Origin of the sequence: Streptomyces sp. NPDC098781, from assembly GCF_044759995.1 — a bacterium.
Lineage (GTDB): Bacteria > Actinomycetota > Actinomycetes > Streptomycetales > Streptomycetaceae > Streptomyces.
Map to the genome: position 1 here is coordinate 792,108 of NZ_JBIWAK010000001.1, position 25,178 is coordinate 817,285.

The window sequence follows — 25,178 nt, forward strand, 5'->3', positions numbered from 1 at the left end:
GAACACCGACAGCGAGGGGCAGTACCGCACATGACGACAACCGAGGCCCGGCCCACAGGGCGCAAGCCGCCCCAGCTCGTGGACATGTCCTGGGACCCGATCACCCGGATCATCGGCAACCTGGGCATCTACACGAAGATCGACTTCGCCAACCGGGAGGTCGTCGAGTGCCACAGCACCTCGTCGCTGTTCCGTGGCTATTCGGTGTTCATGAAGGGCAAGGACCCCCGCGACGCCGGCTTCATCACCTCCCGCATCTGCGGTATCTGCGGTGACAACCACACCACCTGCTCCGACTACGCGCAGCAGATGGCCTACGGCGTCAAGCCGCCCCCGCTCGCCGAGCACATCGTCAACCTCGGCGAAGCGGCCGAGTACATGTTCGACCACACGATCTTCCAGGACAACCTGGTCTTCGTGGACTTCTGCGAGGCCATGGTCAAGGCCACCAACCCGGGTCTGCTGGCCCGCGCCGAACGCACCGACGCACCCCGCGGCGAGATCCACGGCTACCGCACGATCGCCGACATCATGAAGGCCTTCAACCCCTTCGAGGGCGAGGTCTACAAGGAGGCCCTGAAGGTCAGCCGGGTCACCCGGGAGATGTTCTGCCTGATGGAGGGGCGGCACGTCCACCCGTCCACGCTGTACCCGGGCGGCGTCGGCACGATGCCGCAGCCGACCGTGTTCACCGACTACCTCGCCCGGCTCATGCGGGTCATCGACTTCGTGAAGAAGGCCGTCGCCATGAACGACGACGTCTTCGACTTCTTCTACGAGGCGCTGCCCGGCTACGAGGAGGTCGGCCGCCGCCGCGTCCTCCTCGGCTGCTGGGGCGCCTTCCAGGACCCCAAGGTCGTCGACTACCGCTACGAGACGATGAACACCTGGGGCAAGGCGATGTACGTCACCCCCGGCATCGTCGTCGACGGCGAACTGGTCACCAACAACCTCGTCGACATCAACCTCGGCCTGCGCATCATGCTCGGCAGCTCGTACTACGAGGACTGGGTCAACGAATCGCCCTTCGTCACCCACGACCCGCTCGGCAACCCCGTCGACATGCGCCACCCCTGGAACCAGACCACCGTCCCGGTGCCGCAGAAGCGCGACTTCGACGACAAGTACAGCTGGGTGATGAGCCCGCGCTGGTTCGACCAGCGCACCGGCGACCACCTCGCCCTGGACACCGGCGGCGGCCCGCTCGCCCGGCTGTGGTCGACCGCGCTCAGCGGACTGGTCGACACCCCGTACATCAAGGCCACCGGCAACAGCGTGCGCATCTCGCTGCCCAAGGGCGAGTCCCTGCCGGAGACCACCCTGGAGTGGCGCATCCCGAAGTGGAGCAACACCATCGAACGGGACCGCGCCCGGCCGTACTTCGTCGCCTACGCGGCCGCCATGGCCCTTCAGTTCCTCGAAGAGGCCATGGGGCTGGTGCGCGCCGGCGAGACCAAGGTCTTCGAGAACTACGAGGTGCCGGACGAGGCGATCGGCTGCGGCTTCCACGAGGCGGTGCGCGGCGTCCTGTCCCACCACCTGGTGATCAAGGACAAGAAGATCGCCAACTACCACCCGTACCCGCCCACCCCGTGGAACGCCAGCCCCCGCGACATCTACGGCACCCCCGGCCCGTACGAGGACGCCGTCCAGGGGCAGCCGATCTTCGAGGAGAACGGCCCCGACGACTTCAAGGGCGTCGACATCATGCGCACGGTCCGCAGCTTCGACCCGTGTCTGCCGTGCGGTGTCCACATGTACGTCGGCAAGGGCAAGACCCTGACCACGCTGCACTCCCCGACCTACGGAGCCAACCGTGGCTGAGGCCGGCGCGGCACGGCTGGCCGACCCGGAGGTGGAGGCCCGGCTCGCCCGGCTCGACGAGCTGCTCGCTGGCCTGGAGTCCGCGCCCGGCCCCACCGCCCGCCCCGCGACCGAGGCGGTGGGACTGCTGACCGAGGTCTACGGCGAGGCACTGGCCCGCGTCATGGACCACGCCGACGGTGAGCTGGCCGAGCGCCTGGCCGACGACGAGCTGCTGGGTCACCTGCTGGTCCTGCACGACGTCCACCCCGAGCCCGCCGAGCGCCGCGCCGCCCGTGCGGTCGAACGGCTGCGGCCCGCCGTGCAGGAACGCGGCGGGGACGTGGAGTGGGCCGGCGTGGAGGGTCAGGTGGCCCGGGTGCGCATGACCGCGGGCGGCGGATGCGGCTCGGGCTGCGGTGCCGGGGCGATGGACGTCACGGACGCGGTCCGCGAGGCGGTGCTGGCCGTGGCACCCGAGCTGACGGCGGTGGAGCCGGTCACCGCGGCTCCTGCCGCACCCCCGCCCGCGTTCGTTCCGCTCGCCACGCTGACGCACCGGGGCGCACGGTGACCACCGACGGCGCCCTGGCCCGCCTCATCCGCTCCACGGCCGACCGTACGGCGGCCGCCGCGGTGGAGGCGTGCGACCTGTGCGCGGCGCCGGTGCCGGACGAGCACGCGCACCTGCACGACAGCGGGCAGGACGAGGTGCGCTGCGTCTGCGGCCCCTGCTCGGTGCTGTTCGCCGGGGCCGGGGCGGGCGACGGCCACTACCGGCTGGTGCCCCGGCGGCGGGTCAGGCTGCCCAAGGTCGACACGGCGGTGCTGGGCGTACCCGTCGGCCTCGTCTTCTTCGTACCGCGGGCGGACGGCACGGTCACCGCCCAGGGCCCGAGCCCGGCCGGAGCCATGCGCTGGGAGGTGGACGCGGCGGCCTGGCGGAAGCTGGCCGGGACGTGTCCGCAGCTGGCCACCGTGGCACCCGAGGTGGAGGCGCTGCTGGTGAACACCGTCCACGGCCTCGACCACCACTGGATCGTGCCGATCGACGACTGCTACCGCATGGTCGCCGTGGTGCGCCGAGAATGGAAGGGACTGTCCGGGGGCGGCCAGGTGTGGCCCGCCGTCGAGCGGTTCTTCGCGGACCTCACCGAGCGGACTTGAGCACGCACTCCGCACACCGGAGGCGAGGAAGGAGATCCCCATGGGCAGCATCAGAGTGGGCCGGCCCCAGGCGAAGCCCGACATGACCGGGCACGTCGCCGGCATGCACCAGGGCAACAAGGGGCGCTACGAGGACCAGACCGGTCACCACAAGGACGGCACCGCCGACGCGCGCCGCTCCACCGGGATCCACTGGAAGCGGCACGACACCCTCGCGGAGTCCATGCCGAACATCTCACCGGGATGACAGAGAGCTGGGAGTCGCCGGAATGAACGTCCAACTGGCGCGAAGGCGCGCCACCGAGGGCAGAGGAGCCGGGATGAACGGACAGCGGGTGCTGATGACGGAGGGTCTCGTCGTCGGCGCGCTGGCGCTGGCGGTGCTGATCTGGGAGCTGCCCAGCCTGCGGCGCGAGGTGCGGATCTGGCGGATGGCCGGTGGCCTGCGGGCCGGCCACCGCTACCCGTGAGCGGGCCGTGCACGAACTGTCGATCGCGACCGCGATCATCGAGCGGGCCGGCGAGCTGGCCCGGGCGGACGGGACGGACACCGTCCTGGAGGTGACCGTCCGGGTCGGCGAGCTCGCGGGGGTGGTTCCCGACGCCCTCGACTTCGCCTTCGAGGTGGCCCGCGACGGCACCGCCCTGGCCGCGGCACGGCTGGTGGTCGAACAGGTCCCCGCGCGGGCCTGGTGCGACCCGTGCGCGGCGGAGTTCGCGGTCGGGATACCACCGTTCTTCTGGTGCCCGCGCTGCGACCGCCCGTCCACGGAACTGCGCAGCGGCCGGGAACTGGAGATCACCGGGATCGAACCGGCCCTCGCCTGACACGACCGGGCCCCGCCGGTGCTTCGAGCACCGGCGGGGCCCGGTCGCGCGCGTCAGCAGATCCGCGGCAACTGCTCGCCCAACGGCAGATCCACCACCCGGGTGCCACCCAGGCCGGTGGCGACCACGACCATCCCGGGGTGCTCGGCGACGCACTCGCCGATCAGCTCTGCCCCGGACCCCTGCGGGTGGGCCCGCATCGCCGCGAGCACCTCCTCCGCCGCCGCCGGAGGCACGAAGGCGACCAGCCTTCCCTCGTTGGCGACATACAGCGGATCGAGCCCCAGGAAACCGCAGGCGTTCGCCACCGCGTCCGGCACCGGGACGGCGCGCTCGCGCAGCCGGACACCGGTTCCGGAGGCGCGGGCGATCTCGTTGAGGGAAGCGCCGAGACCGCCCCGGGTGGGGTCGCGCAGGACATGGATGTCGGGCGTGACGGCGAGCATGGCGGCCACCAGGTCCGCGAGCGGAGCGGTGTCGCTGGCGATCTCGACACCGAACTCCAGCCCCTCGCGGACACTCATGATCGCGACCCCGTGCAGACCGATCGGACCGCTGACGATGACCGCGTCTCCCGGCCGGGCACGCTGGGGGCGGATGTCCACACCGGCGGGGACGAGCCCCACACCGGCGGTGGTGACGTAGACCCCGTCGCCGTGTCCGGACTCCACCACCTTGGTGTCACCCGTGGCGATCGTGACGCCGGCCGCCTCGGCCGCCCCGCCCATGGCGCGGGCGATCCGCTCCACGACGGCCAGCTCCACGCCCTCCTCCAGGACGAAGGCGGCGGAGAGATACGCGGGCCGGGCGCCGCTCATCGCCAGGTCGTTGACGGTGCCGTTGACCGCCAGGTCACCGAGGCAGCCGCCGGGAAAGAACAGCGGCCTGACCACATACGAGTCGGTGGAGAACGCCAGCCGGGCGCCCCCCAGTTCGAGGACGGCGGAGTCGGTGAGCTCGGCCAGGGTGCTGTTGCCGTAGGCGGGGGTGAAGACCTGCTCCATCAGCTCCGCCGACAGCGCACCTCCTCCGCCGTGCCCCATCACCACGACCGGCTGGTCACGGAGCGGGGCCGGACAGCTCCAGGCGGCCGGGTCGACCGTCTCGGCGAGTTGTTCAGGCAACGGGGTTCATCTCCTCCCGCGCGGCCGGGGTGGCCTGCGGTGTCGGCCCGCTCATCCGGCGGTACAGGTAGTAGGCCGCGCAGGCGCCCTCGTTGGAGACCATGGTGGCGCCGAGCGGGGTGCGCGGGGTGCAGGTGGTGCCGAACGCGGCACATTCGGTGGGCTTGATCAGCCCCTGGAGCACTTCGCCGGCGCGGCACTCGGCGGGCTCCTCGGTGCGGATGCCGGTGACGTCGAAGCGGTGCTCGGCGTCGTAGGCGCGGAAGGCGTCGGTCAGCCGCCAACCGCTGCCGGGGATGGGCCCGATGCCGCGCCAGTTGCGGTCGGTGACCTCGAACACTTCCTCGATCATGCGCCGGGCGGCCGGGTTGCCCCGCTCCTGAACGGCACGGGCGTAGGCGTTCTCCACCCGGTGCACGCCCCGCTCCAGCTGGTGGACGGCGAGGCGGATGCCCTCCAGGATGTCCAGCGGCTCGAATCCCGTGACCACGATCGGCACCCGGAACCTCTCCGCCAGGTCCGGGTACTCCTGCGTCCCCATCACGCTGCACACGTGTCCGGCGGCCAGGAAGCCCTGCACCCGGCAGCTGGGGGCGGTCATGATGGCCTCGATGGCCGGGGGGACCCGGACGTGGGAGACCAGCAGGGTGAAGTTGTCCAGGCCGAGACGGCGGGCCTGGTGCACCGCCATGGCGTTGGCGGGGGCGGTCGTCTCGAAGCCGATGGCGAAGAAGACCACCTGCCGGTCCGGGTGCGCGCGGGCGAGTTCGAGGGCGTCGAGCGGCGAGTACACCACCCGGACGTCACCGCCCTCTCCCTTCACCCGGAACAGGTCCCGGTCGGTGCCCGGCACCCGCAGCATGTCGCCGAACGAACAGAAGATCACGCCCGGTCGGGCGGCGATCTCCAGTGCCTTGTCGATGACATCGAGCGGGGTGACACACACCGGGCAGCCGGGACCGTGGATCAACTCCACCTCTTCGGGCAGGAGTTGGTCGATCCCGTGCCGGATGATGGAGTGGGTCTGGCCGCCGCACACCTCCATCAGCGCCCAGGGCCGGGTGACGGTGGCCTTGATCTCGTCCAGCAGCCGGCGCGCGAGAACCGGGTCGTTGAACTCGTCGACGTACTTCACTGGACCTCGCTCCCCTTCTCCTGCCGGGCCGCCTGTTCCCAGGCGTCGCCGAACTCCTCCTCCAGCAGCCCCAGTTCCTCGAAGAGCTTGAGCGAGGCCAGGGCTGACTTCTCGTCCAGGCGCTGGAGCGCGAACCCGACGTGCACGATGACGTACTCACCCACCCGCACATCGGGCACGTACTCCAGGCACGCCTGCTTCTGCACTCCACCGAAATCGATCAGCCCGGTGAGCGGATCCGCGGCGCCGTCGATGGCCACGACCTTGCCGGGCACTGCCAAACACATGGGTCACTCCTCTTGTCGTCGGTGCGCGGCGACCACCAGCTGGCCGAGGGCCAACCCGCCGTCGTTCGGGGGGACTTCGCCGTGCCGCAGCACCGTGAAGCCGTCCTCGCCCAGCAGCCGTGCGGACTCCTCCTCCAGCAGCGCGTTGGCGAACACCCCGCCGCTGAGCACGACGGTGTCCAGCCGCACGTCCTGGCGCGCTTGCCGGCAGACCGCGACGACGGCCCGCGCGACACCCCGGTGGAAGCGGGCGGCGAGCACGGCGGCCGGGGTGCCGTGCCGCAGGTCGGCGATCAGCGCGCGCAGCACGGGCGCCGGATCGAAGGCACCGGCGGCGACACCGAAGGCGTACGCCGGTCCGGCCGCGTCCCAGGCCGAAGCGGCGGCCGCTTCCAGTTCCAGGGCGGCCTGTGCCTCGTACTCCGCGCGGTGGCACACACCCACCAGGGACGAGACCGCGTCGAAGAGCCGGCCCATGCTGGAGGTCGCCACACAGGCCACGCCCCGGGTCAACTGCCGTTGCAGCAGGGCCAGTTCCTCAGTGGTGCAGGCCGCGAGGCAGGGCAGGTCCGGGTCCCAGCGCAGGTCCGCCGCCCACAGCCGAGCCAGCGCCAGCCGGCAGGGGTTGGCGACGCCCGCGTCCCCGCCGGGGAGCGGGGCGGGGGTCAGCCGGGCGAAGCGCCGGAAGCCCGCGTAGTCGGCGATCAGGATCTCGCCGCCCCAGACGGTGCCGTCGTCGCCGTAGCCGGTGCCGTCGAACGCGACGCCGATCACGGGCGTCGTGCCGTCGAGTCCGTGCTCGGCCATGGCCGAGGCGATGTGCGCGTGGTGGTGCTGCACGAGCACGGGGGTGCGGTCGGGGAGCCCGGCCGCGCGCCGACGGGCCCAGCGCGCCGAGTGGTAGCCGGGGTGGCGGTCCGCGGCGACGAGTTCGGGGACGACTCCGGTCAGCCGGCGCATCTGGGACTCGGCCCGCCGGGCCGCCTCCAGCGTGGCCAGCTCGCCCATGTCGCCGATGTGCGGTCCGAACCAGGCCTGATCCCCCTCGCCGAGGCACAGCGCGTTCTTCAGGTCGCCGCCCACCGCGAGCGCCGGACGCACCGGCACCGGAAGGCGCAGGGGACGGGGAACGTATCCCCGGGACCGGCGCAGCACCTGCTCGGTGCCGTCGGCCCGCACCCGCAGCAGGGAGTCGTCGCAGGGAGCGGCGACGGCCCGGTCATGCGCGAGCCAGGCGTCGGCCAGAGGGGCCAGCCGGGTCAGCGCCTCGTCGTCGTCCGTGACGATCGGCTCACCGGAGCGGTTGCCGCTCGTCATGACCAGCACCCGCGGACCCGCTGGATCGCCGGGCAGCCCGAACAGCAGGGTGTGCAGGGGCGTGTACGGCAGCATCACGCCGAGGTGCGGGCTGCCGGGGCAGATCCCGGGGGCGAGCACATCCTGCCGCGCATGTCCGCGCAGCAGCACGATGGGGCGCCGGGCGCTGGTCAGGGCGGCCAGTTCGGCCGGGGAGGGCGCGGCGACGCGTCGTACGGCGTCGAGGTCGGCGCACATCACCGCGAACGGCTTGCCGCCGCGCTCCTTGCGGGCGCGCAGGGTGTCGACGGCCCGCGCGTTCGTGGCGTCGCACGCCAAGTGGTAGCCGCCGAGGCCCTTGACGGCGACGATCCGCCCCTCGGCGAGCAGCCACCGGGCCGCCGTGAGCGCGTCGGCGTCCCGTGCGGCAGCGGCAGCGCGGCCGGCCGCGGTCACCAGACGCAGCCGGGGACCGCAGTCGGGGCAGGCCACGGGCTGGGCGTGGAAGCGGCGGTCGCCGGGATCGCCGTACTCCCGGGCGCAGTCCGGACACATCGGGAAGCCGGACATGGTCGTGACCGCCCGGTCGTACGGCATCCCCGTCGCGATGGTGAAGCGGGGCCCGCAGTGGGTGCAGGTGACGAACGGGTGGCGGTGGCGGCGGTCGGCCGGATCGGCCAGCTCCCGCAGGCAGTCGTCGCAGGTCGCCGTGTCCGGCGGGAGGAGGGTGCGGCCGGGGGAGCGGTCGGTGGAACGGATGGTGAAGGTGTCGTCGGCTCCGGTGACGGGCAGGTCCTCGACCCCGACGCCGAGGACGGCGGCCAGCGGCGGCGGCCGGCTGGCGAGCCGGTCGCAGAAGCTGGCGATGCCGTCCGGCGGGCCCTCCACCTCGATGAGCACACCGCTCGCGGTGTTGCTCACGAACCCGGCCAGCGCGAGGTCCGTGGCCAGGCGGTGCACGAACGGGCGGAACCCCACGCCCTGCACCGTGCCGCGCACGGTGACTCGACGGCGCACCGCCTGCGTGACGGGAGCCGTCACGAGACGCCGCTCGTCGCGTGGACATGTCCGTGCGGGTGGGGCGCGAGCGGCGGCCGGTGGACGGCGGCCCCGTCCCGGACGGCGAGCACCCGCTCCAGGAGCGTGTCGACTCCCTCGCCGCTGCGGGCACAGGAGCGCAGCACCTCCACGCCGGGGTTGACGCGCCGCACGTTCTCCTCGAAGGCGGGCGCGTCGAATCCGGCCGGCTCGGCCAGGTCGGTCTTGGTGAGCACCACCAGATGGGCGGAGCCGAAGGCCGTGGGGTACTTCAGGGGCTTGTCCTCGCCCTCCGTCACCGCCATCAGCACGATCCGCAGGTTCTCGCCTAGGTCGTACGACGCGGGGCAGACCAGGTTGCCGACGTTCTCCACGAACAGCAGCGAGGTGTCCCGCGGCAGCCAGCCCTCCACATGGGCGGTCAGCTGACGGGCCTCCAGATGACACAGCCCGTCGGTCAGCAGCTGCTTCACCGGCGCCCCCGAACGGGCCAGCCGGTCGGCGTCGTTCTCGGTGGCGAGATCCGCGGTGAGGGCGGCCACCGGGATGTGCCGCTCCACCGCCCGGGCCAGCACCCGCCCGAGGAGTTCGGTCTTGCCGCTGCCCGGGCTGGACAGCAGGTTGACCACGCTCACGCCACGCCGGGCCAGTTCGTCGCGCAGGCTCGCGGCCAGACCGTCGTTCTTCGCCAGGACGGCCTGGGTGACCTCGTCCATGGACTCACACATGGGGCGGCTCCTCGCGCTCGACGGGGACGGACCGGGGTGGCCGCCCGCTCACCGATCCTGCGCGCCGCCGCTCACCGAGTGCAGGAGCCCGGCCGGGGACGGGGCGGCGGATTCGTCCGGGCGGCTCAACGGGCCGGTCGCCGCCGGGTCGGCGAGCAGCACCGGGACCATGTCGTGCAGGGCCTCGACGGCCCGCTCCACCGCGTCGCGGACCGTCGCGCTCATGCCCGGGGCGATGTCCTCGTCGCCGCGCGGCCGCAGCTCGGGCTCGCAGGCCAGGACCAGCACCCGGGGCAGCGGCTCGTCGCCCAGATGCGTCGCCAGGGCCAGCACCTTCGCCGGGTCCATGCCGTGCGCCTCCGGCGGGGGCCCGCCCGAGGCGCCGTCGGGGAGCTCCGGCTCGATCAAGGACAGGGTGCCGGGCGGCAGCCCGCGGGCCGCGGCATCGACGAGCAGCGCGACGTCGTAGCCGTCGAGCAGCTCGTAGGCGAGATCCATGCCGCGGATGCCGAAGTCCCGCACCCGCACCTCGGCCGGCAGCGGCTGCCGGTCCAGGGCTCGGATCACCTCCGGGCCGAAGGCGTCGTCCGCGAGGAAGATGTTGCCGACACCCGCCACGAGCAGCCGGGTGCTCATCGGGCGTCCCCGATGGTGAGCGGATGGGCGGAGCCGCTCGGCTGCTTGCGGACGAAGGCCGATCGCAGGGTGTGGTACGGGGCGTGCGGGTCGAAGAAGATGTCCCGCATCCGGGCGAGTTCGGCCCGCCGGTACTCGGCGAGCGGCTGGCGGGCCTCGTCCGACTGACGTGCCGCGGCCTTCGCGGCGATCCGCCGCGCGAGATCCGGGTCCTCCGTGAGCGCCGCCGCCATGTGTCCGACCTCGGCACCGAACTCCTGCGCCGGTACGGACACCAGACGGTCCACCAGCCCGATCCGTTCGGCGTTCGTCGCGCTCACCGGCAGCGCCTCGGTGGTCAGCCGCCGGGCCGTCTCGCTGCCGACGCGGCGCGGCAGGGAATAGGTCCACAGCTCCGACCCGTACAGGCCCATCCGCCGGTAGTGCGGGTTGAGAACGGTACCGGTGCGGCACCACACGAGGTCGGCGGCCAGGGCGAGCATGACCCCGCCGGCCGCCGCGTTGCCGCCGATCGCCGCCACCACCAGGCGATCGGTGGTGCGCAGCACCGCTTCGACCAGGTCGTCCAAGGCGTTGAGGTTGGTCCAGGACTCACCCGCCGGGTCGCCGGCCGCCTCGATGACGTTCAGGTGGATGCCGTTGGAGAAGAAGTCCCGGGAGCCGCCGAGCACCAGCACCCGGGTGGGGCGGGTGAGCGCGAACCGGTAGGCGGCGTGCAGCCTGCGGCACTGCTCGGTGCTCATCGCCCCGCCGGGGAACGAGAAGTGCAGGAAGCCGACGTCGCCGTGCTGCCGGTAGCGGATGTCGGTCCAGGTCTGCCGGTCGGGGGCCAGTTCGAGCGGGGCGGCGATCTCCGGGAGCCGCGGCTCCGCCGGCCGCTGGAAGGAGGCCAGCACGGCGGCCGCGGGGCGGCGGAAGGGCGCCGGGTCGCCGGAGTTCTTGCGCGGACGCAGCTCCGGGATCCACACCGCGCCGTCCACGGTGGCCCGGCAGACCGCCCCGGCCCGCGTCGCGAGCAACTCTCCGGGGTGTCCCCGAAGCCGGTCCTCGGGATACCCGCCGTGCAGGAACACCTCGCGGCCGACGACCTCGTCGAGGACCCCGGGCTGCGAGTCCGCAGCCCTGAGCTTGCGCAACACCGTGCCGGTGTCGTCGGCGTCCCAGTCGATCCGCCGCCGCTCCTGGCGGAAGAAGTCCCGCCACAGCACGCGGATCGCGGGGTCGCTCTGGGCCTGCGGCTTGAACGATCCTTCGGCGTACCGCTGCACCGCCAGCAGGATCGCGGCCGAGGCGGCGTCGGCGACCTCGCCTCGGTACAGGTCGGCCTTGCCGACCAGCGGCACCGGGAAGGTCCGGGCGGCCCAGACGGGGCCCGCGTCCATCGCCGCCTCGGCCTGGAGCACGGTCACGCCCCAGTGGGTCGCCTCCTCGGTGATCGCCCAGTCGAGGGAGGAGGGGCCCCGGTCGCCCGGCGGACCGGGGTGCACGACGAGGCAGGTGTGCTCCCGCCACACGTCCTCCGGCAACGCCGACTTCAGCATCGGGGCGATGATCAGTTCCGGGCGGGTCGCGTGCACGGCGGCCCGGACCGCTTCGGCGCCGTGCGAGGCGAGGACGACGTCCACCCGGTGCCCTTGGTCGGACAGTTCCGCGTACACGCGCTGGGACAGGCTGTTGAACGCGCTGGCGACGAGCAAGATCTCCATGACGGGGCATGTTCGCTCGTTTGCGGAAGCGGACGAAGCACCACGGCGGCGTTTCGCCGACCTCCCGTAAAACTCATCCTCTGTTCGGATTACCTGAGTGGTGCGTCGGTGCCCCGCGCAGGATGGGCGGCTGCGCGGGGCACCGGTCGGTGGAGCGGGACGTCAGGCGCAGAGCACGCGCGTCTCCGGCGTGAAGACCGGCCCGGCGCTGGTGTTCGTCGCGTCGCTGAACTCGGCGTAGTAGTACGAGTAGAAGCCGATGTTGCCGTTGCAGCCCGAGTCGGCGGCGACCTGGAGGGTCAGCGTGACGGTCCGGCTCTGACCGGGCGGGACGGTGGCGCCGTAGTTCGAGCCCAGGTTGCTGGGGCCGGTGCCGGCGCAGGGCGTGCTGCCGGTGGCCGTGGCCAGCGTGCAACCGGTGAAGCTGTACTTCAGGTCGGGACGCTGGGTGGTGAGCCAGGTGGGCTCGATCGTCTGGTAGACGAACAGCACGTCGTACGTCTTGTTGTTGGTCAGCGTCATGGAGAGCTGTACCGTGCCGCCGGGCGTGGTCGTGGCGGAGTCGGTGGCGAACGTCAGGCCGGCCGGCGCGGGGTCGGCGGCGCTCGCGCTGGGGGCCAGGCCGAAGACGGCGAGCAGGAGAGCGAGGACGGCGGTGAGACCGGTGCGTCTCATACGTGGTGATCGCATGGCCCGGGAGGTTAGGCAGCCGGTGACCACGCCGTCTGCCCCGGGGAACAGCTCCGGGGCACTGATCGTCCGAATGTGTTCGCCACGTGATGAAGCTGTGTGGCACATGTGAAGTGCCTGTTCTGGGGCCGCTGTACGGCGTGTCGGCGATGCGGCGCCCATCGCGATATTGGCGCGATAGCGCGCACCACGGGAGCCGCGGCGCCCCGCGCGTTCCGGATGTTCTCGGGCATTCGTCGATTTCCGGCCTCGGGAACCCGGCTCGGGCACTGAGATGCTGTGATGACGAGCACCGTCCCGTCCGAGGAGGCGCCATGTCCGAGCCGTCCGTCCTTGCCGCGCTGGTGTCCGGGCTGCGAGGAGGTTCGATCCAAGTCGTCGATCTCACCTCGCCCCTGTCGTCGTCGACACCCGTGATCCAACTGCCGCCGCAGTTCGGGCAGACCGCCGTCTTCGAGCTGGAGGAGATCAGCCGGTACGACGACCGGGGCCCGGCCTGGTACTGGAACAACTTCCGCAGCGGCGAGCACACCGGCACCCACTTCGACGCCCCGAACCACTGGGTCACCGGCAAGGACCTCGCCGACGTGGCCTCGGTGCCGGCGAGCAGACTGCTCGCGCCCGCGGCCGTGCTGGACTTCACCGCCGAGGCCGCCGACGACCCCGACTTCCTGGTCGAGATCGACCATGTGAAGGCGTGGGAGGCGGCCAACGGCCCCTTGCCAGAAGGTGGTTGGCTGTTGCTGCGCACCGGCTGGGACGCCCGTTCGCACACCCAGGAAGCGTTTCTGAACGCCGACGAGAACGGACCGCACACGCCCGGACTGTCCGTGGAGTGCGCCCGCTGGGTGGCCGAGGAGTCACCGGTGCTCGGGCTCGGCGTCGAGACGGTCGGCACCGACGCCGGGCGCGCGCACTCCTTCGAGCCCGCCTTTCCCTGCCACTCCTATCTGATGGGCAGCGACAAGTACGGTCTGACGCAGCTGAGGAACCTCGCCGCGCTGCCGCCGACCGGCTCCGTGGTGATCGCGGGACCGCTGCCCATCGTGGCCGGATCCGGCGCGCCGGCGCGTGTGCTGGCCCTGGTGGAGCGGTGATGAAGGTCGCGGAAGCGGTCGGCAGGGCGCTGTGCGCGGCCGGGATCGGCCAGGTCTTCGGCGTCGTCGGGTCGGGCAACTTCCACGTCACCAACGCGATGGTCGAGGCGGGCGCGCGGTTCGTCGCCGCACGGCACGAGGGCGGGGCGGCGACGATGGCCGACGCGTACGCCCGGACCAGCGGCACGGTCGCGGTGGTCAGCGTGCATCAGGGCCCCGGCCTGACCAACGCGGTGACCGGAATCGCGGAGGCGGCCAAGAGCCGTACCCCGCTCGTCGTGCTCGCGGCCGAGGTGACCGAGCGCAGGTCCAACTTCCATGTGGACCAGGACGCGCTGGCCCACGCGGTGGGTGCGGCGACCGTCCGCGTGACGTCGGCGCGGGAGGCCGTCGAGCAGGCGTGTGCCGCCGTACGGCTTGCGGTGGCGCAGCGGCGTACCGTGCTGCTCAACCTGCCCCTGCCGGTCCAGGCGCTGGACGTGCCCGACGCCGCCCTGGAGCGGGCGGCGCCGCCACCGCGACGGGCCGCGGTCGAGCCGGACGCGGAAGGAGTGACCGCGCTGGCGGAGCAGCTCGCGCGGTCCTCGCGGCCGGTCTTCGTGGCGGGCCGGGGAGCCCGGGAACCCGGCAGCCGGGAAGCCCTGGAGGCCCTCGCCGAGCGCCACGGCGCGCTGCTCGCCACGTCGGCCGTCGCCCGCGGCCTCTTCCACGGCAACCGCTGGTCCCTGGACGTCTCCGGAGGCTTCGCCTCGCCCCTGGCCGCCGAACTGATCCAGGGCGCCGACCTGATCGTCGGCTGGGGCTGCGCGCTCACCATGTGGACCACGCGGCACGGCGCGCTGATCGGCGCCGACGCAACCGTCGTACAGGTCGACGACGACCCGGACGCGCTCGGCGCGCACCGGCCGGTGCACCTCGGTGTCACCGGCGATGTCCGGCTCACCGCGCGCCGGGCGTGCGAGGCGGGCGGCGGACAGCGGGAGGGCTACCGGACCGCCGAGGTCGGCACCGCCCTCGCGGCGCGACTGCGCCTGCGTGACGTGCCGTACGAGGACACGAGCACCCGGGAGCGGATCGACCCGAGGACGCTGAGCATCGCGCTGGACGAGATCCTGCCCGCCGAGCGGGTGGTCGGCGTGGACTCCGGCAACTTCATGGGCTACCCGAGCGCCTACCTGTCGGTGCCCGACGAGAGGGGTTTCTGCTTCACCCAGGCCTTCCAGTCGATCGGGCTGGGCCTCGCGACCACGATCGGCGCCGCGCTGGCACAGCCGGACCGGCTGCCGGTGGCCGCGCTCGGGGACGGCGGTGCGTTGATGAGCGCCGTGGAGCTCGACACCGTGCGCCGGCTCGGGCTGCCCATGGTGGTCGTCGTGTACGACGACGAGGCCTACGGCGCCGAGGTGCACCACTTCGGGCCCGACGGGCACCCGCTGGACACGGTGCGCTTCCCGCCGACGGACATCGCCGCCGTGGGGCGCGGATACGGCTTCGAGGCGGTGACGGTCCGCACCCGGGCCGACCTCAAAGCCGTGGCGGACTGGGCCGCCGGCCCCCGGTCCGCGCCACTGCTTGTCGACGCCAAGGTGGTCGCCGACCACGGGTCCTGGTGGCTGGAGGAGGCCTTCCGGGGCCACTGAGCGGACGGGAACGCGACGACCGCCCGGTGCGCGCTCGCGCGGCACCGGGCGGTCGGGCAGTGACGGCCGGGCCGGATCAGACCGCCGGCGCCGGGTAGGTCGGGTACTCCACCCCGGAGACGTGCTGGACGACGCGGATGACCTGGCAGGAGTAGCCGAACTCGTTGTCGTACCAGAGGTAGAGGATCGCGTTGTCGCCCTCCACCTTCAGCGCGCCGGCGTCCACGATCGAGGCGTGGCGGGAGCCGATGAAGTCGCTGGAGACCGCGTCGGGCGCCGTGATGAAGTCGATCTGGCGGCGCAGCGGCGAGGTCAGCGACACGTCGCGCAGGTGGTCGAGGACCTCCTCGCGGCTCGTCTCCCGTCCGAGCTGGAGGTTGAGGATCGCGATCGAGACGTCCGGCACCGGGACGCGGATCGAGCTGCCGGTGATCCTCGCCTTGAGGTCGGGCAGCGCCTTGGCGACGGCGGAGGCGGCGCCGGTCTCGGTGATGACCATGTTCAGCGCCGCACTGCGGCCGCGGCGCTCGGACTTGTGGTAGTTGTCCAGCAGGTTCTGGTCGTTGGTGAACGAGTGGACGGTCTCCACGTGGCCGCGCAGCACGCCGTACTCGTCGTCCATCGCCTTCAGCGGCGGGACTATGGCGTTGGTGGTGCAGGAGGCGCAGGACAGGATCTGCTCGTCCGGCTTGAGGGTGTCGTGGTTGACGCCGTGCACGATGTTCGGGACGTCGCCCTTGCCCGGCGCGGTCAGCACGACCTTGTCGATCCCGGGGCGCAGGTGCTGGGACAGGCCCTCGCGGTCACGCCACTTGCCGGTGTTGTCGATCAGGATGGCGTTCTTGATGCCGTACGCCGTGTAGTCGACCTCGCTGGGGTCGTTGGCGTAGATCACCTTGATCGCGTTGCCGTTGGCGCTGATCGTGCTGTTGGCCTCGTCGACCGTGATCGTGCCCTGGAACTGGCCGTGGATGGAGTCCCGGCGCAGCAGCGAGGCACGCTTGACGATGTCCTGCTCGCCGCCGCCCCGGACGACGATCGCCCGCAGCCGCAGGCCGCTGCCCGAGCCGGCCTTCTCGATCAGCAGCCTGGCCACGAGCCGGCCGATGCGGCCGAAGCCGTACAGGACGACATCGCGTCCCTCGCCACGCTCGATCTTGTTGGCGCCGGTGGCACCGGCGACGGCCTCGGCGGTGAACGCCTCCACGGTCAGACCGCGGTCGTCGGCCTTGTACGTCGCGGCCAGCATGCCGAGGTCGATCTGCGACGGTCCGAGGTCGAGCCCGGTGAGAGCCTTCAGGAACGGCAGGGTCTCGGTGACCGAGAGCTCCTCGCCGGCGATCTGCCGGGCGAACCGGTGGGTCTTCAGAATGCTGACCACCGACTTGTTCACCAGGGAGCGGCTGTGGAGGAGGACGGTGACGTCCCGCTCCCGGTGCAGCTTCCCGATGAGCGGGATCATCGACTCCGCGATCTCCTCGCGGTTCTTCCAGTTGGTGAACGAGTCGTCGTTGACAGTCACAGGCCTATCTTTCGAGCTAGGAGGCGCTCATATGCTAACCGCAGCATCCGATGAACATTGGGCGGGGGGTCTGTGTACGGCGAGAGGATGCTGGTCTGTGGGTATTTGACCGTATTGTTCGGGTGTGGGTTCTGCGGACCGGAGGAGGAGTGGGCGGGTGGAGCTGGAGCTACGGCATCTGCGTGTGCTGTGCGCCATCGCGGACGCGGGCAGCGTCGGCCGGGCCGCGGCCGAGCTCGGGTACTCGCAGCCCGCCATGAGCACCCAACTCCGGCGGATCGAGCGGTACTTCGGGGAATCCCTCTTCGAACGCGGCCCCACGGGCGTGCGGTTGACGCCGTACGGCTTCGAGGTGGTCGCCCAGGCCCGTGACGTCCTCACCCGGGCCGAGGCGATCGGGCGCCGGCCGGCCTCCGGTGCCGCCTCCGTGCGCCGCACCCTGCGGGTCGCCGCGACCAACTCGCCGATGCTGGCCGGCATGGTCTCCGGGGTGCGTTCCCGGCTGCCGGACCTCTCGCTCGCGGTGAGCAGCGTGTACGCCTCCTCGCGCATCGTCGAGCTGCTGGAGGAGGCCCTGGTGGACGCGGCCATCGCCGCCGACTACCCCGGCCGGGAACTGGAGCACTCGGACGAGGTCGCCCATCGCGGCATCGTCACCGAGCCGACCTTCGTGGCCCTGCCGTCCCGGCATCCGCTCGCGCAGCGCGCACAGGTCGCCCTCACCGATCTGGCCGAGGAGGCGTGGTTCCTGACGCCGGACGACGGCGCGGGCTGGCCCGGCGTCTTCTACGCGGCGTGTACGGCCGCCGGTTTCACGCCCGCGGTCGCGCACGAATTCCTGGGCGACCAGCAGCAGTTGCAGGGGATGATCGCCGACGGCCTCGGCGTGGCCGTGGTGCAGCCGACGATGCGGCCCCTGCCCGACGTGGTCGTCAAACCGCTGGCCGGTACGCCGCTGTGGTGCCGGTACGTCCTGGCCTGGCGGCGCACGGCACTCGACGAGGCCACGGTCGACGCCCTGTTCCGGTCCGCGACCGACGCCCATCGCCAACTCGTGGGCCAGTCACCACATTTGAAGACGTGGGCCGCCCGGACCTGGAGCGCTGCCGGGGGATAGGGCGGCAGGCTCTCCGCCGTCCTGATCGGGCCGGGTGTTATGTCCCGGCAGTGCCATGTGCTATGTCACACGGCATTGTTGAGCCATGGTGGCGCTGAGACATTGCCTCACACGCCTCAGCACCCGTATCGAGGCGCATCCATCCGTGGAGGAATCAGATGCGCTACCGCTTCGTGCTGCCCGGACGCCTGGTCACGACGCTCTCCGCCTGCGCCACCGTCTGCGGCTTACTGTCGGCACCGGCCCTCGCGACACCCGCACCCCGGGCCGACACCGCCCCGACCGCCTACCGGGACTCGACACAGCCCCCGCCGCCGGCCGGCCCCACCCCCGGCACCGCCACCCGTCCCGCCGTACAGGACCGACCGGTCACCCCCGCCCACCTGCCCCCTCTCGCGCCGACGCGCCTCCCGACCCACCCGAAGCCGGATCCCGGCCTTCAGGCCGCCCCCTGCACACCGGGCGACTTCGGCGGCAGGAACGGCGCCGCGCTCGTCGCGTTCGTGAAGGCGTCGACCACGGACTGCGTCAACACCCTCTTCGCCGTCACCGGCACGGACGCCCGCGCGGTCTTCCGCGAGCCCCAAATGGTCACGATCGCCGAGGCGTTCACCCGGACGGCACGGCAGTACGCCGGTGACAACTCCGCCCGCTTGTGGCAACTCGTCCTGTTCCTCCGGGCCGGCTACTACGTGCAGTTCAACAACCCCGAGGACGTCGGCCCGTACGGCACCTCCCTGGCCCGGAACACCGTCCGCGGCCTGGACGCCTTCTTCGCCCGCCCGCACTCCCGGGACGTCACCGCCGCCAACGGCGACGTCCTGGGCGAGGTCGTCATCCTCACGGACAGCGCCGACCAGCAGGCCCGCTATCTGCGGGTCCACCAGCGGATATTGAAGGCGTACGACAGCTCCTACGACACGGTGTTCAGCATGCTGGCGGCCGTCAACGCCGTCTACACCCCGCTCTGGCGCGGCAACTGGAACCCCGAGTACGTCAGCGCGGTCACCGCCGACCCGTCCGTGGTCCGCACCCTGCACACCTTCGCGCTCGACCACCTCGACCTGCTCGGCACCGACCGCGCCTACCTCACCTCCAACGCCGGGATGAACCTGGCCCGTTACGTCGAGCACCCCGCCCTGCGGCCCACGGTGCGCCCCCGGGCCCGGCATCTGCTGGACACGACCCGGATCACCGGCCGCACGGCGGGACTGTGGGTGGCGGTGGCGACCCAGGCCGACTACTACGACCGCGCCAACTGCGCCTACTACGGCGTCTGCGACCTCACCGGCCAACTGACCCGCGCCGCCCTGCCCGTCACCCGAGACTGCGACCCGACCCGCACGATCCGGGCCCAGTCGCTCACCCCGGCCGACCTCGACGCGGCCTGCGCCAGTGTGCGGAACCAGGACGCGTATGTGCACGACCTGATCAGGGACTCCGGCCCCATACCGGGCCAGTACCTGTCGACGCTCGACCTCTTCGTCTTCTCCAGCCGCGACGACTACCGGACGTACGCCGGGGCGATCTTCGGCATCAGCACGGACAACGGCGGCATGACCCTCATCGGCGACCCGGCGGACCCCGCGAACGAACCCTTCGCGGTCATGTACCAGAAGAGCGAGGACACCGGGCACGCCGCCCGGATCTGGAACCTCAACCACGAGTACACCCACTACCTCGACGCCCGCCACAACATGAAGGGCGACTTCGCCCAGCAGATCTCGGTGCCGGACGTCTGGTGGATCGAGGGCCTCGCGGAGTACGTCTCCTACGGCTACCGCGGCATCACCTACGACCAGGCGGTCACGGAGGCGGGCAGGCACACGTACCGGCTGAGCACCCTGTTCCAGAACACCTACACCAACAGCGACGTCACCCGGACCTACCCGTGGGGCTACCTCGCGGTCCGCTACATGTTCGAAAGGCACCCCGCCGACGTCCACCGTATGCTCGACCGCTTCCGCGTCGGGGACTACGCCGGGGGATACGCGGTCTACGCCACCGACATCGGCACCCGCTACGACGCCGACTTCGACGCGTGGCTGACGGAGTGCGCGGCGGGCGGCTGCGCGGCGGCCCGGCCCGTCCCCGCCTACGGCTGAGAGGTCTCGGACTCCAGCGACGCCCGGGTCGGAGCGCCGTACACGCCGGACTCGTCGTCGAGGATGACGCGGGTCAGCTGGTAGGTACGCACCGAGCTCTCGACCCGGCGGTCGTAGTCGCCGTCGATGTCGCCCGAGTACAGGCCGATCTCCTTCAGACGGAGCTGAAGTTCGGTGACCTCCGGCCCCTGGTCGCCGAGGCCCAGGACCGGGGGCTGCGCCTCGGCGTCGCTCGGGTCGGGGGCCGGGCCGGCGGTGGCGCCCGCGCTGGAGGGAGCCGCGGTGGGGGTGGCCGGGGAGGCGGACGGCGTGGGGGAGTCCTCGGTCGGGGTCGCGTCGGGGGAGGGCGTGGTGCTCCGGGACGGTGACGCGGAGACCGCTTCGGCGGACTGGCCCTCGGGAGACGTGCCGTCCTCGGTCGTCGCGTCCGGGACCGGTGCCCGCACACCGTCGGACGCGGCCCCGTCGCGTGAGGGGCTCTCGTACGTGAACAGCCCGCCCAGGAAAGCCCCTGTCAGCAGCACGGCGAGGGTCGCGCCCGCTCCGGCGACCAGCGGGGCGCGGCGCGTGCGCCGGGGGCCCGGCCCGGGGTTCGCGGGGGAGACGGGAGCCTCGTCGGCCGCCGCCGCGTGGTCGGGCGAGGCGGGCAGGTCGAGCGTGCTAGCCAACTCCTCCGACTGCTGCGGTACTTGGGCCTGCCCGGTCCCGCTGTCGTCACCGAGTTCCACGTACGGTCGTATCCGCACCGGATCGAAGTCCTCCGCTGCCGCGGCCTCCGCCGTGCGCGCCTCGCGACGGGCGTCGGAGGCGCGGCGGCCGCAAGAGCAGGCGGGGGTTCCGTCCGATGCCCGGGGCGTGGCGCACTCCGGGCAGACGGGGCCGTTCGGTTCACTCACGTAAGGGTCCCTCTCCGTGCAGGATCCAGAGTTTAGGCATACGTTCTGCACGGGATCTCCACGGCCCCGCAGGTTGCCGGAAGCCACGTCCGAGGATCGACCGGGGCAGCGGGGAAGAACCGTCGTTCACACCGACCGGCGTGGCGGCGTGCCCGCGGTGGGGCGGTCGAGATGGGCCGTGAACCAGTCACGGGCCAGCTCGGCGACCGTGGTCAGGGCGCCGGGTTCCTCGAACAGGTGGGTGGCGCCGGGGACGACGGCCATCCGGTGCTCGCAGTGCATGCGGTCGCCGGCCAGGCGGTTGAGGCTGAGCACCTGGGTGTCGAGGCTGCCGACGATGAGCAGTGTCGGGGCCCGCACACGAGTCAGCGCCGCCGGGTCGCGAGGTCGGGACGGCCGCCGCGGCTGACCACCGAGAGGATCCCGGAGCCGGACAGCGCGGCCGCCTCCAGCGCGGCGGCGGCGCCGGTGCTGGCCCCGAAGTAGGCCACGGGCAGCCCGGTTTCGCCACGCAGCCACACCGACGCGGCGTGCAGGCGCCGGGCCAGCAGAAGGATGTCGAAGACGTTGTGCCGGTCGTGCGCCTCGTCGTCGGTGAGCAGGTCGAGCAGCAGGGTGGCCAACCCCGCGCGGTTGAGGGCGGTGGCGACGTACCGGTTGCGGGGACTGTGCCGGCCGCTTCCGCTGCCGTGCGCGAAGGCCACGGCCGCCGGCGCCCCGTCCGGCACGACCAGACGGGCGCCGAGTCGCGCGCCGGCGGCCGGGAGTCGCACCTCGCGGTTGTGCGGGGGCGCCGGCTCGGTGGTGGACCCGGGGGCGGAACGGTCCGCCTCGGCCAGCAGCGCGGTGACCTCCGCGTCCGAGGTCTGGGTGAAGTCCCTGTACCAGGCCCCCACCGAGCCCAGGACCTGCTGGGGCTGCGGACAGACGACGTCGTCGGCGACCTGGCGCAGCCGGGCGACACTGTGCGTGGGTCCGACAGGAACCGCGAGTACGACGCGGGCCGCCCCCTGACGCCGTACGACCCGGCAGGCCGCCTCGGCCGTGGCTCCGGTGGCGAGCCCGTCGTCCACCACGACCGCGGTCCGTCCGGCGACGGGTACGGCGGGCCGCTCGTGCCGGTAGCCCTCCACGCGCCGGTCCAGCTCGGCCCGCTCGACGCCCTCCACGGCGTCCTGCTCGGCGGCGGCCAGCCCGGCCTCGCCGATCACGTCCTGGTTGAGGACACGGACCCCGTGCTCGCCGATCGCCCCGAAGGCCCACTCCGGCTGCCAGGGCACCCCCAGCTTGCGCACCGCCAGCACATCCAGCGGGGCACCGAGATGCCGGGCGACCTCCGCCGCCACCGGGACCCCACCGCGCGGCAGCCCCAGCACCACGACGTCCTGCCCACGCAGCCCGTCCAACTCCACGGCCAGCAGCCGTCCGGCCGCCCTGCGGTTCTCGTAACGCATACGCCGCCTCCCGCGCCCACCAGGGCGGGAGCCTGTCCCGTCCCTCTCAGGCTACGACTGTTCGCACGCCACGGAGACGTGAGGCGAGGCCGATCCCGATCGCGTGCCCGGCTCCGCTCGACCGCGACAGCGAAACCGGATGCCGCAGGTCGGGCGTGCGCCGAGGGCGGCCGGGAACTGCTCGGTGCACGCAGGGGCATCGGTGCTCGCGGCGGGCAGGAAGCGGACCTGGGGCCGGGCGGTGCCGGCGTGGGACAGGAGCCGGTCGGCGAGGGGGCCGTCCTCGTAGGTGGAGAAGCCTTCGCCGAGCAGACCCAAGGCGTCCGGCAGGGGCGCCAGTGGCCGTCAGGAGTCGGTGGGCGTTGTGCGGCATCAGTGAAGGCGCCACGTACGCGCGCCACCCGCGCGAGCACGAACTGTGCCGTGCCGAGTCCGGGGCCTCTGACCAGGGCAGATGCCCCTGCGTACACCCTCCGGGCGCGCTGCCCGATCCCGTGGACAGCCATAGGAATGCTCCCGTCCGGATCGGGTACGCGAGCAGGGCTGCAATACCGTCGCTACCAGGGGATCTGTCATGGAAACACCCGCGAACGACAACACCGCCACACCGGCACGGCGGGCGCTGGACGCGCTGGCCGACAACACCGAGGACAGGGCGGCGCTGGACACGCTCGCCGGAAGTGAAGTCCTCGTCCCCGTGCCCGACGACGTGGGCGAGGCGGACGCGACCGACCCCGGCGCCGTGGCGCTGCCGGTCATCGAGCGGTCGGACGGCGAGCCGATCGTCCCGGTGTTCACGTCCGAGCCCGCGATGGCCGAGCTGCTGCCCTACATCTCGCGGTACCGCCTGGTGCCGCTGGGCGCACTCGCCTCCCAGTGGCCCGCCGACGATCTGGCCCTGACCATCGACGCCGGATCCGCGCATCCGCTGACCCTCACCTCGGAGGGCGTACGCACCCTGCTCGCCCGCCCGTGACCCCTCGGGGTGCGGGGCCGGGCACCTGAGTCCGGCCTCCCCCGACAGGTTCCGGCCGCCGCCTTTCAAGGTCGGCCGGAACTGCCCCCTGCCGCGAAGTGGTTCGGCCGTACGGAGAGGGAAGGTCCCACCGAAGGGTCGACGCGAAAGGGTGGGGGGTCGTCTTGAGGGTCGTCCTGCTCGGCACCGCCGCGGGAGGCGGCTTTCCGCGCTGGAACTGCGCCTGTGTGCGGTGCGACGCCGCCCGTGACGGGAAGCTCCCCGTCCGCGGCCCGGAGTGTGCGGCCGTCACCGGCAACTCCCGCGACTGGTGGCTGCTGAACACCTCGCCCGACATCAGGGCCCAGCTCACGGCCGCGTCCGCCCTGTGGCCGGGCGCCCGGCACACCCCGGTCCGGGGCGTGCTGCTGACCGACGCCGAGGTCGATCATGTGGCCGGCCTCGCCGTGCTGCGCGACGCCGCGGGGCTGAAGACGTACGCCGCACCACCGGTGCTCGCCGCCCTGACCCCGGCGCGGGCGGCCCTCGGCCGGCACGCCCCCTGGGAGTGGGCGGACAGCCTCACGGAGGGCGGGTTCGTGCTGGCCGGCGGCCTGGTCGTCACGGCCCATCCGGTCGCGGGGAAGGCTCCGGCGTACGTACCGGACCGGGTCCCGGATCGCCGCTGGGTGACGGTGTACCGCGTCGAGGACCTGGCCACCGGCCGCGTCCTCGTGTACGCGCCCAACGTCAGCGCCTGGTCCCCGGTGCTCGACGACCTGATCGAGACGGCGGACTGCGTCGTACTGGACGGAACGCACTTCACGGCCGACGAGGCCCCGCAGATCGGGTGCCATCTGCCCGTGGCGGGCCCGGCCGGAAGTCTCGCCGCACTGGACCGCCACCCGCACGCCCGCCGGATCTACACCCACCTCGCCGACACGAACCCGCTGCTCGACCCGGGCTCGGCGGCCCGTGCGCAGGTGGCGGAGGCGGGCGTCGAAGTGCTCCCGGACGCCACCGAGTTCGTGCTCTAGCCGCTCGGGGCAGGGGCCCGGCTCCTACCCCCGGCGCGGTCAGCCGCCCAGCGTCCGGGCGAGTGCTTCGCGCTGCAACGGCAGGACCTCGGCGTGCAGGTCACGGCCCTTGGGGGTCAGGGTGACGTACACGCCGCGCCGGTCCTCCGCGCAGACGGAACGCTCCAGCAGACCGTCCTTCTCCAGCCGGCCGATCAGCCGGGACAGAGCGCTCTGGCTGAGATGCACCCGTCCGACGAGGTTCTGCACCCGGCACTGCTCGCCCTCCCGGGGAGCCGCCGTGACCAGGATGTCCAGCACCTCGAAGTCGCTCGCGCCCAGGCCGTGCGGGTGCAGTACGCGGTCGATCTCGCACATCGTGCGCGCGTGCAGCGACAGGATGTCCCGCCACCGTTCCTCGAGCCCCACGTCGGCCGTCTTCGCTGCCATACCCGCACGGTAACACCGATTCACCCGTTCATTGCCTGTGCAACTAGTGCGCGTGCAAGTGTGCGAAGGGCGCCCGTCGGCCGGCGGGGGTGGTCAGGCCGTCGGGTCCTGGAGCAGCCCGACGAGGTTGCCGTCGGCGTCCTTCACGGAGGCGATCAGCCGGCCGCCGCCGACGTCGTGGACGTCCTGGAGCGACTCGGCGCCCGCCTTCAGCAGCGCCGCGTGCGTCGCCCTGATGTCGGTCACGTGCCAGTAGGGGACCGGGCCGGTCATGCCCTTGGCGTGGCCGTTGGGGTCCAGACCGACGTCCTGTCCGGCGTCCTTGTAGCCGACGTAGTACGGCTCGTCCGCGTACGGCTCCGTACCCAGCAGGGCGCTGAACAGGGCCTTCGCCCGGTCGAGGTCCTTGACGGGGTAGATGATCGTGCTGACTCCGGCGGTCATGACGTCCTCCTCGGTGAAGCGTGGCCGACGGGATCTCGTCGGTG

General features: G+C 72.3%; 24 protein-coding genes and 1 pseudogene. 12 read left to right on the forward strand and 13 right to left on the reverse strand.

Annotated elements, in window-relative coordinates:
* Positions 1–30 precede the first annotated feature (30 nt).
* From ACIQWG_RS03320 to hypA, 6 genes are all read left to right on the forward strand, one after another.
* Complete coding sequence (locus ACIQWG_RS03320; RefSeq protein WP_404089653.1) at positions 31–1,824, forward strand: nickel-dependent hydrogenase large subunit; 1,794 nt, start codon at positions 31–33, stop codon at positions 1,822–1,824.
* Positions 1,817–2,377, forward strand: a complete 561-nt coding sequence (locus tag ACIQWG_RS03325) for a NifU family protein (RefSeq protein ID WP_404089655.1) — start codon at positions 1,817–1,819, stop codon at positions 2,375–2,377. The genes ACIQWG_RS03320 and ACIQWG_RS03325 overlap by 8 nt, the downstream gene beginning before the upstream one ends.
* Complete coding sequence (locus ACIQWG_RS03330; protein ID WP_404089657.1) at positions 2,374–2,970, forward strand: DUF5947 family protein; 597 nt, start codon at positions 2,374–2,376, stop codon at positions 2,968–2,970. The genes ACIQWG_RS03325 and ACIQWG_RS03330 overlap by 4 nt, the downstream gene beginning before the upstream one ends.
* Positions 2,971–3,010: 40 nt before the next feature.
* Complete coding sequence (locus tag ACIQWG_RS03335) at positions 3,011–3,217, forward strand: hypothetical protein (RefSeq protein WP_404089659.1); 207 nt, start codon at positions 3,011–3,013, stop codon at positions 3,215–3,217.
* A gap of 73 nt (positions 3,218–3,290) precedes the next feature.
* Positions 3,291–3,440 (forward strand): hypothetical protein, encoded by a 150-nt coding sequence (locus ACIQWG_RS03340; RefSeq protein ID WP_404089661.1) that lies wholly within the window; start codon positions 3,291–3,293, stop codon positions 3,438–3,440.
* Between the two features lie 7 nt (positions 3,441–3,447).
* Positions 3,448–3,798, forward strand: coding sequence for a hydrogenase maturation nickel metallochaperone HypA (gene hypA, locus ACIQWG_RS03345; RefSeq protein ID WP_404089663.1), 351 nt, complete (start codon positions 3,448–3,450; stop codon positions 3,796–3,798).
* A 53-nt stretch (positions 3,799–3,851) separates the two neighbouring features.
* On the opposite strand, the gene hypE is transcribed toward hypA, so the two are convergent.
* The 8 genes from hypE to ACIQWG_RS03385 form a co-directional block, all read right to left on the reverse strand.
* On the reverse strand, positions 3,852–4,922 hold the full coding sequence (gene hypE, locus ACIQWG_RS03350) for a hydrogenase expression/formation protein HypE (RefSeq protein ID WP_404089665.1): 1,071 nt from the start codon (positions 4,920–4,922) through the stop codon (positions 3,852–3,854).
* Positions 4,915–6,057 carry a hydrogenase formation protein HypD gene (gene hypD, locus ACIQWG_RS03355; protein ID WP_404089667.1) on the reverse strand — a complete coding sequence of 381 codons (1,143 nt, stop codon included), beginning with the start codon at positions 6,055–6,057 and terminating at the stop codon, positions 4,915–4,917. The genes hypE and hypD overlap by 8 nt, the downstream gene beginning before the upstream one ends.
* Positions 6,054–6,344, reverse strand: a complete 291-nt coding sequence (locus ACIQWG_RS03360) for a HypC/HybG/HupF family hydrogenase formation chaperone (protein ID WP_404089669.1) — start codon at positions 6,342–6,344, stop codon at positions 6,054–6,056. The genes hypD and ACIQWG_RS03360 overlap by 4 nt, the downstream gene beginning before the upstream one ends.
* Positions 6,345–6,347: 3 nt before the next feature.
* Positions 6,348–8,681 carry a carbamoyltransferase HypF gene (gene hypF, locus ACIQWG_RS03365; protein ID WP_404089671.1) on the reverse strand — a complete coding sequence of 778 codons (2,334 nt, stop codon included), beginning with the start codon at positions 8,679–8,681 and terminating at the stop codon, positions 6,348–6,350.
* Entirely contained in the window at positions 8,678–9,406 is a 729-nt protein-coding gene (gene hypB, locus ACIQWG_RS03370) for a hydrogenase nickel incorporation protein HypB (RefSeq protein WP_404089673.1), read from the reverse strand. The genes hypF and hypB overlap by 4 nt, the downstream gene beginning before the upstream one ends.
* Positions 9,407–9,454: 48 nt before the next feature.
* Complete coding sequence (locus ACIQWG_RS03375; RefSeq protein ID WP_404089675.1) at positions 9,455–10,042, reverse strand: hydrogenase maturation protease; 588 nt, start codon at positions 10,040–10,042, stop codon at positions 9,455–9,457.
* Positions 10,039–11,748: a hydrogenase maturation protein gene (locus ACIQWG_RS03380; protein WP_404089677.1), complete on the reverse strand. Its 1,710-nt coding sequence runs from the start codon at positions 11,746–11,748 to the stop codon at positions 10,039–10,041. Before ACIQWG_RS03380 ends, ACIQWG_RS03375 begins: the two co-directional genes overlap by 4 nt.
* 162 nt (positions 11,749–11,910) lie before the next feature.
* Positions 11,911–12,423, reverse strand: coding sequence for a hypothetical protein (locus ACIQWG_RS03385; protein WP_404089679.1), 513 nt, complete (start codon positions 12,421–12,423; stop codon positions 11,911–11,913).
* Positions 12,424–12,752: 329 nt separating this feature from the next.
* Between ACIQWG_RS03385 and ACIQWG_RS03390 the strand changes: the two genes are divergently transcribed.
* On the forward strand, positions 12,753–13,535 hold the full coding sequence (locus tag ACIQWG_RS03390; RefSeq protein ID WP_404089681.1) for a cyclase family protein: 783 nt from the start codon (positions 12,753–12,755) through the stop codon (positions 13,533–13,535).
* Positions 13,535–15,175, forward strand: a complete 1,641-nt coding sequence (locus tag ACIQWG_RS03395; protein ID WP_404089683.1) for a thiamine pyrophosphate-binding protein — start codon at positions 13,535–13,537, stop codon at positions 15,173–15,175. The genes ACIQWG_RS03390 and ACIQWG_RS03395 overlap by 1 nt, the downstream gene beginning before the upstream one ends.
* Before the next feature lie 76 nt (positions 15,176–15,251).
* On the opposite strand, the gene ACIQWG_RS03400 is transcribed toward ACIQWG_RS03395, so the two are convergent.
* Positions 15,252–16,697: a glyceraldehyde-3-phosphate dehydrogenase gene (locus ACIQWG_RS03400; RefSeq protein WP_404089685.1), complete on the reverse strand. Its 1,446-nt coding sequence runs from the start codon at positions 16,695–16,697 to the stop codon at positions 15,252–15,254.
* 157 nt (positions 16,698–16,854) lie between these two features.
* Here ACIQWG_RS03400 and ACIQWG_RS03405 point away from each other — a divergent pair, with 157 nt between their 5' ends.
* Together ACIQWG_RS03405 and ACIQWG_RS03410 are read left to right on the forward strand one after the other, a co-directional pair.
* On the forward strand, positions 16,855–17,814 hold the full coding sequence (locus tag ACIQWG_RS03405; RefSeq protein WP_404089687.1) for a LysR family transcriptional regulator: 960 nt from the start codon (positions 16,855–16,857) through the stop codon (positions 17,812–17,814).
* Positions 17,815–17,972: 158 nt separating this feature from the next.
* Entirely contained in the window at positions 17,973–19,919 is a 1,947-nt protein-coding gene (locus tag ACIQWG_RS03410; RefSeq protein WP_404089689.1) for a collagenase, read from the forward strand.
* Here ACIQWG_RS03410 and ACIQWG_RS03415 read toward each other — a convergent pair.
* Complete coding sequence (locus tag ACIQWG_RS03415) at positions 19,910–20,815, reverse strand: peptidoglycan-binding protein (RefSeq protein ID WP_404089691.1); 906 nt, start codon at positions 20,813–20,815, stop codon at positions 19,910–19,912. The two genes, ACIQWG_RS03410 and ACIQWG_RS03415, sit on opposite strands and share 10 nt — an antisense overlap.
* Before the next feature lie 126 nt (positions 20,816–20,941).
* Positions 20,942–22,269, reverse strand: a pseudogene (locus ACIQWG_RS03420) (phosphoribosyltransferase family protein).
* Positions 22,270–22,843: 574 nt separating this feature from the next.
* On the opposite strand from ACIQWG_RS03420, the gene ACIQWG_RS03425 reads away from it, so the two are divergent.
* Together ACIQWG_RS03425 and pqqB are read left to right on the forward strand one after the other, a co-directional pair.
* Complete coding sequence (locus tag ACIQWG_RS03425) at positions 22,844–23,245, forward strand: SseB family protein (protein WP_404089693.1); 402 nt, start codon at positions 22,844–22,846, stop codon at positions 23,243–23,245.
* Between the two features lie 164 nt (positions 23,246–23,409).
* The gene (gene pqqB / locus ACIQWG_RS03430; RefSeq protein WP_404089695.1) at positions 23,410–24,261 is read left to right on the forward strand and encodes a pyrroloquinoline quinone biosynthesis protein PqqB; all 852 of its coding nucleotides are present in this window, start codon (positions 23,410–23,412) and stop codon (positions 24,259–24,261) included.
* Between the two features lie 39 nt (positions 24,262–24,300).
* Here the strand turns inward: pqqB and ACIQWG_RS03435 are convergent, their stop codons facing one another.
* Positions 24,301–24,690, reverse strand: a complete 390-nt coding sequence (locus ACIQWG_RS03435; protein ID WP_404089696.1) for a MarR family winged helix-turn-helix transcriptional regulator — start codon at positions 24,688–24,690, stop codon at positions 24,301–24,303.
* A 93-nt stretch (positions 24,691–24,783) separates the two neighbouring features.
* Complete coding sequence (locus ACIQWG_RS03440; RefSeq protein WP_404089698.1) at positions 24,784–25,134, reverse strand: VOC family protein; 351 nt, start codon at positions 25,132–25,134, stop codon at positions 24,784–24,786.
* Positions 25,135–25,178 lie beyond the last annotated feature (44 nt).

Excerpts from the sequence above, each read along its gene's own strand:
- ACIQWG_RS03320 (WP_404089653.1), top strand. The coding sequence starts at position 31 with ATGACGACAACCGAGGCCCGGCCCACAGGGCGCAAGCCGCCCCAGCTC.
- ACIQWG_RS03335 (WP_404089659.1), top strand. The coding sequence starts at position 3,011 with ATGGGCAGCATCAGAGTGGGCCGGCCCCAGGCGAAGCCCGACATGACC.
- ACIQWG_RS03340 (WP_404089661.1), top strand. The coding sequence starts at position 3,291 with ATGAACGGACAGCGGGTGCTGATGACGGAGGGTCTCGTCGTCGGCGCG.
- ACIQWG_RS03360 (WP_404089669.1), bottom strand. The coding sequence starts at position 6,344 with ATGTGTTTGGCAGTGCCCGGCAAGGTCGTGGCCATCGACGGCGCCGCG.
- hypB (WP_404089673.1), bottom strand. The coding sequence starts at position 9,406 with ATGTGTGAGTCCATGGACGAGGTCACCCAGGCCGTCCTGGCGAAGAAC.
- ACIQWG_RS03375 (WP_404089675.1), bottom strand. The coding sequence starts at position 10,042 with ATGAGCACCCGGCTGCTCGTGGCGGGTGTCGGCAACATCTTCCTCGCG.
- ACIQWG_RS03380 (WP_404089677.1), bottom strand. The coding sequence starts at position 11,748 with ATGGAGATCTTGCTCGTCGCCAGCGCGTTCAACAGCCTGTCCCAGCGC.
- ACIQWG_RS03385 (WP_404089679.1), bottom strand. The coding sequence starts at position 12,423 with ATGAGACGCACCGGTCTCACCGCCGTCCTCGCTCTCCTGCTCGCCGTC.
- ACIQWG_RS03390 (WP_404089681.1), top strand. The coding sequence starts at position 12,753 with ATGTCCGAGCCGTCCGTCCTTGCCGCGCTGGTGTCCGGGCTGCGAGGA.
- ACIQWG_RS03395 (WP_404089683.1), top strand. The coding sequence starts at position 13,535 with ATGAAGGTCGCGGAAGCGGTCGGCAGGGCGCTGTGCGCGGCCGGGATC.
- ACIQWG_RS03410 (WP_404089689.1), top strand. The coding sequence starts at position 17,973 with ATGCGCTACCGCTTCGTGCTGCCCGGACGCCTGGTCACGACGCTCTCC.
- ACIQWG_RS03425 (WP_404089693.1), top strand. The coding sequence starts at position 22,844 with ATGGAAACACCCGCGAACGACAACACCGCCACACCGGCACGGCGGGCG.
- ACIQWG_RS03435 (WP_404089696.1), bottom strand. The coding sequence starts at position 24,690 with ATGGCAGCGAAGACGGCCGACGTGGGGCTCGAGGAACGGTGGCGGGAC.
- ACIQWG_RS03440 (WP_404089698.1), bottom strand. The coding sequence starts at position 25,134 with ATGACCGCCGGAGTCAGCACGATCATCTACCCCGTCAAGGACCTCGAC.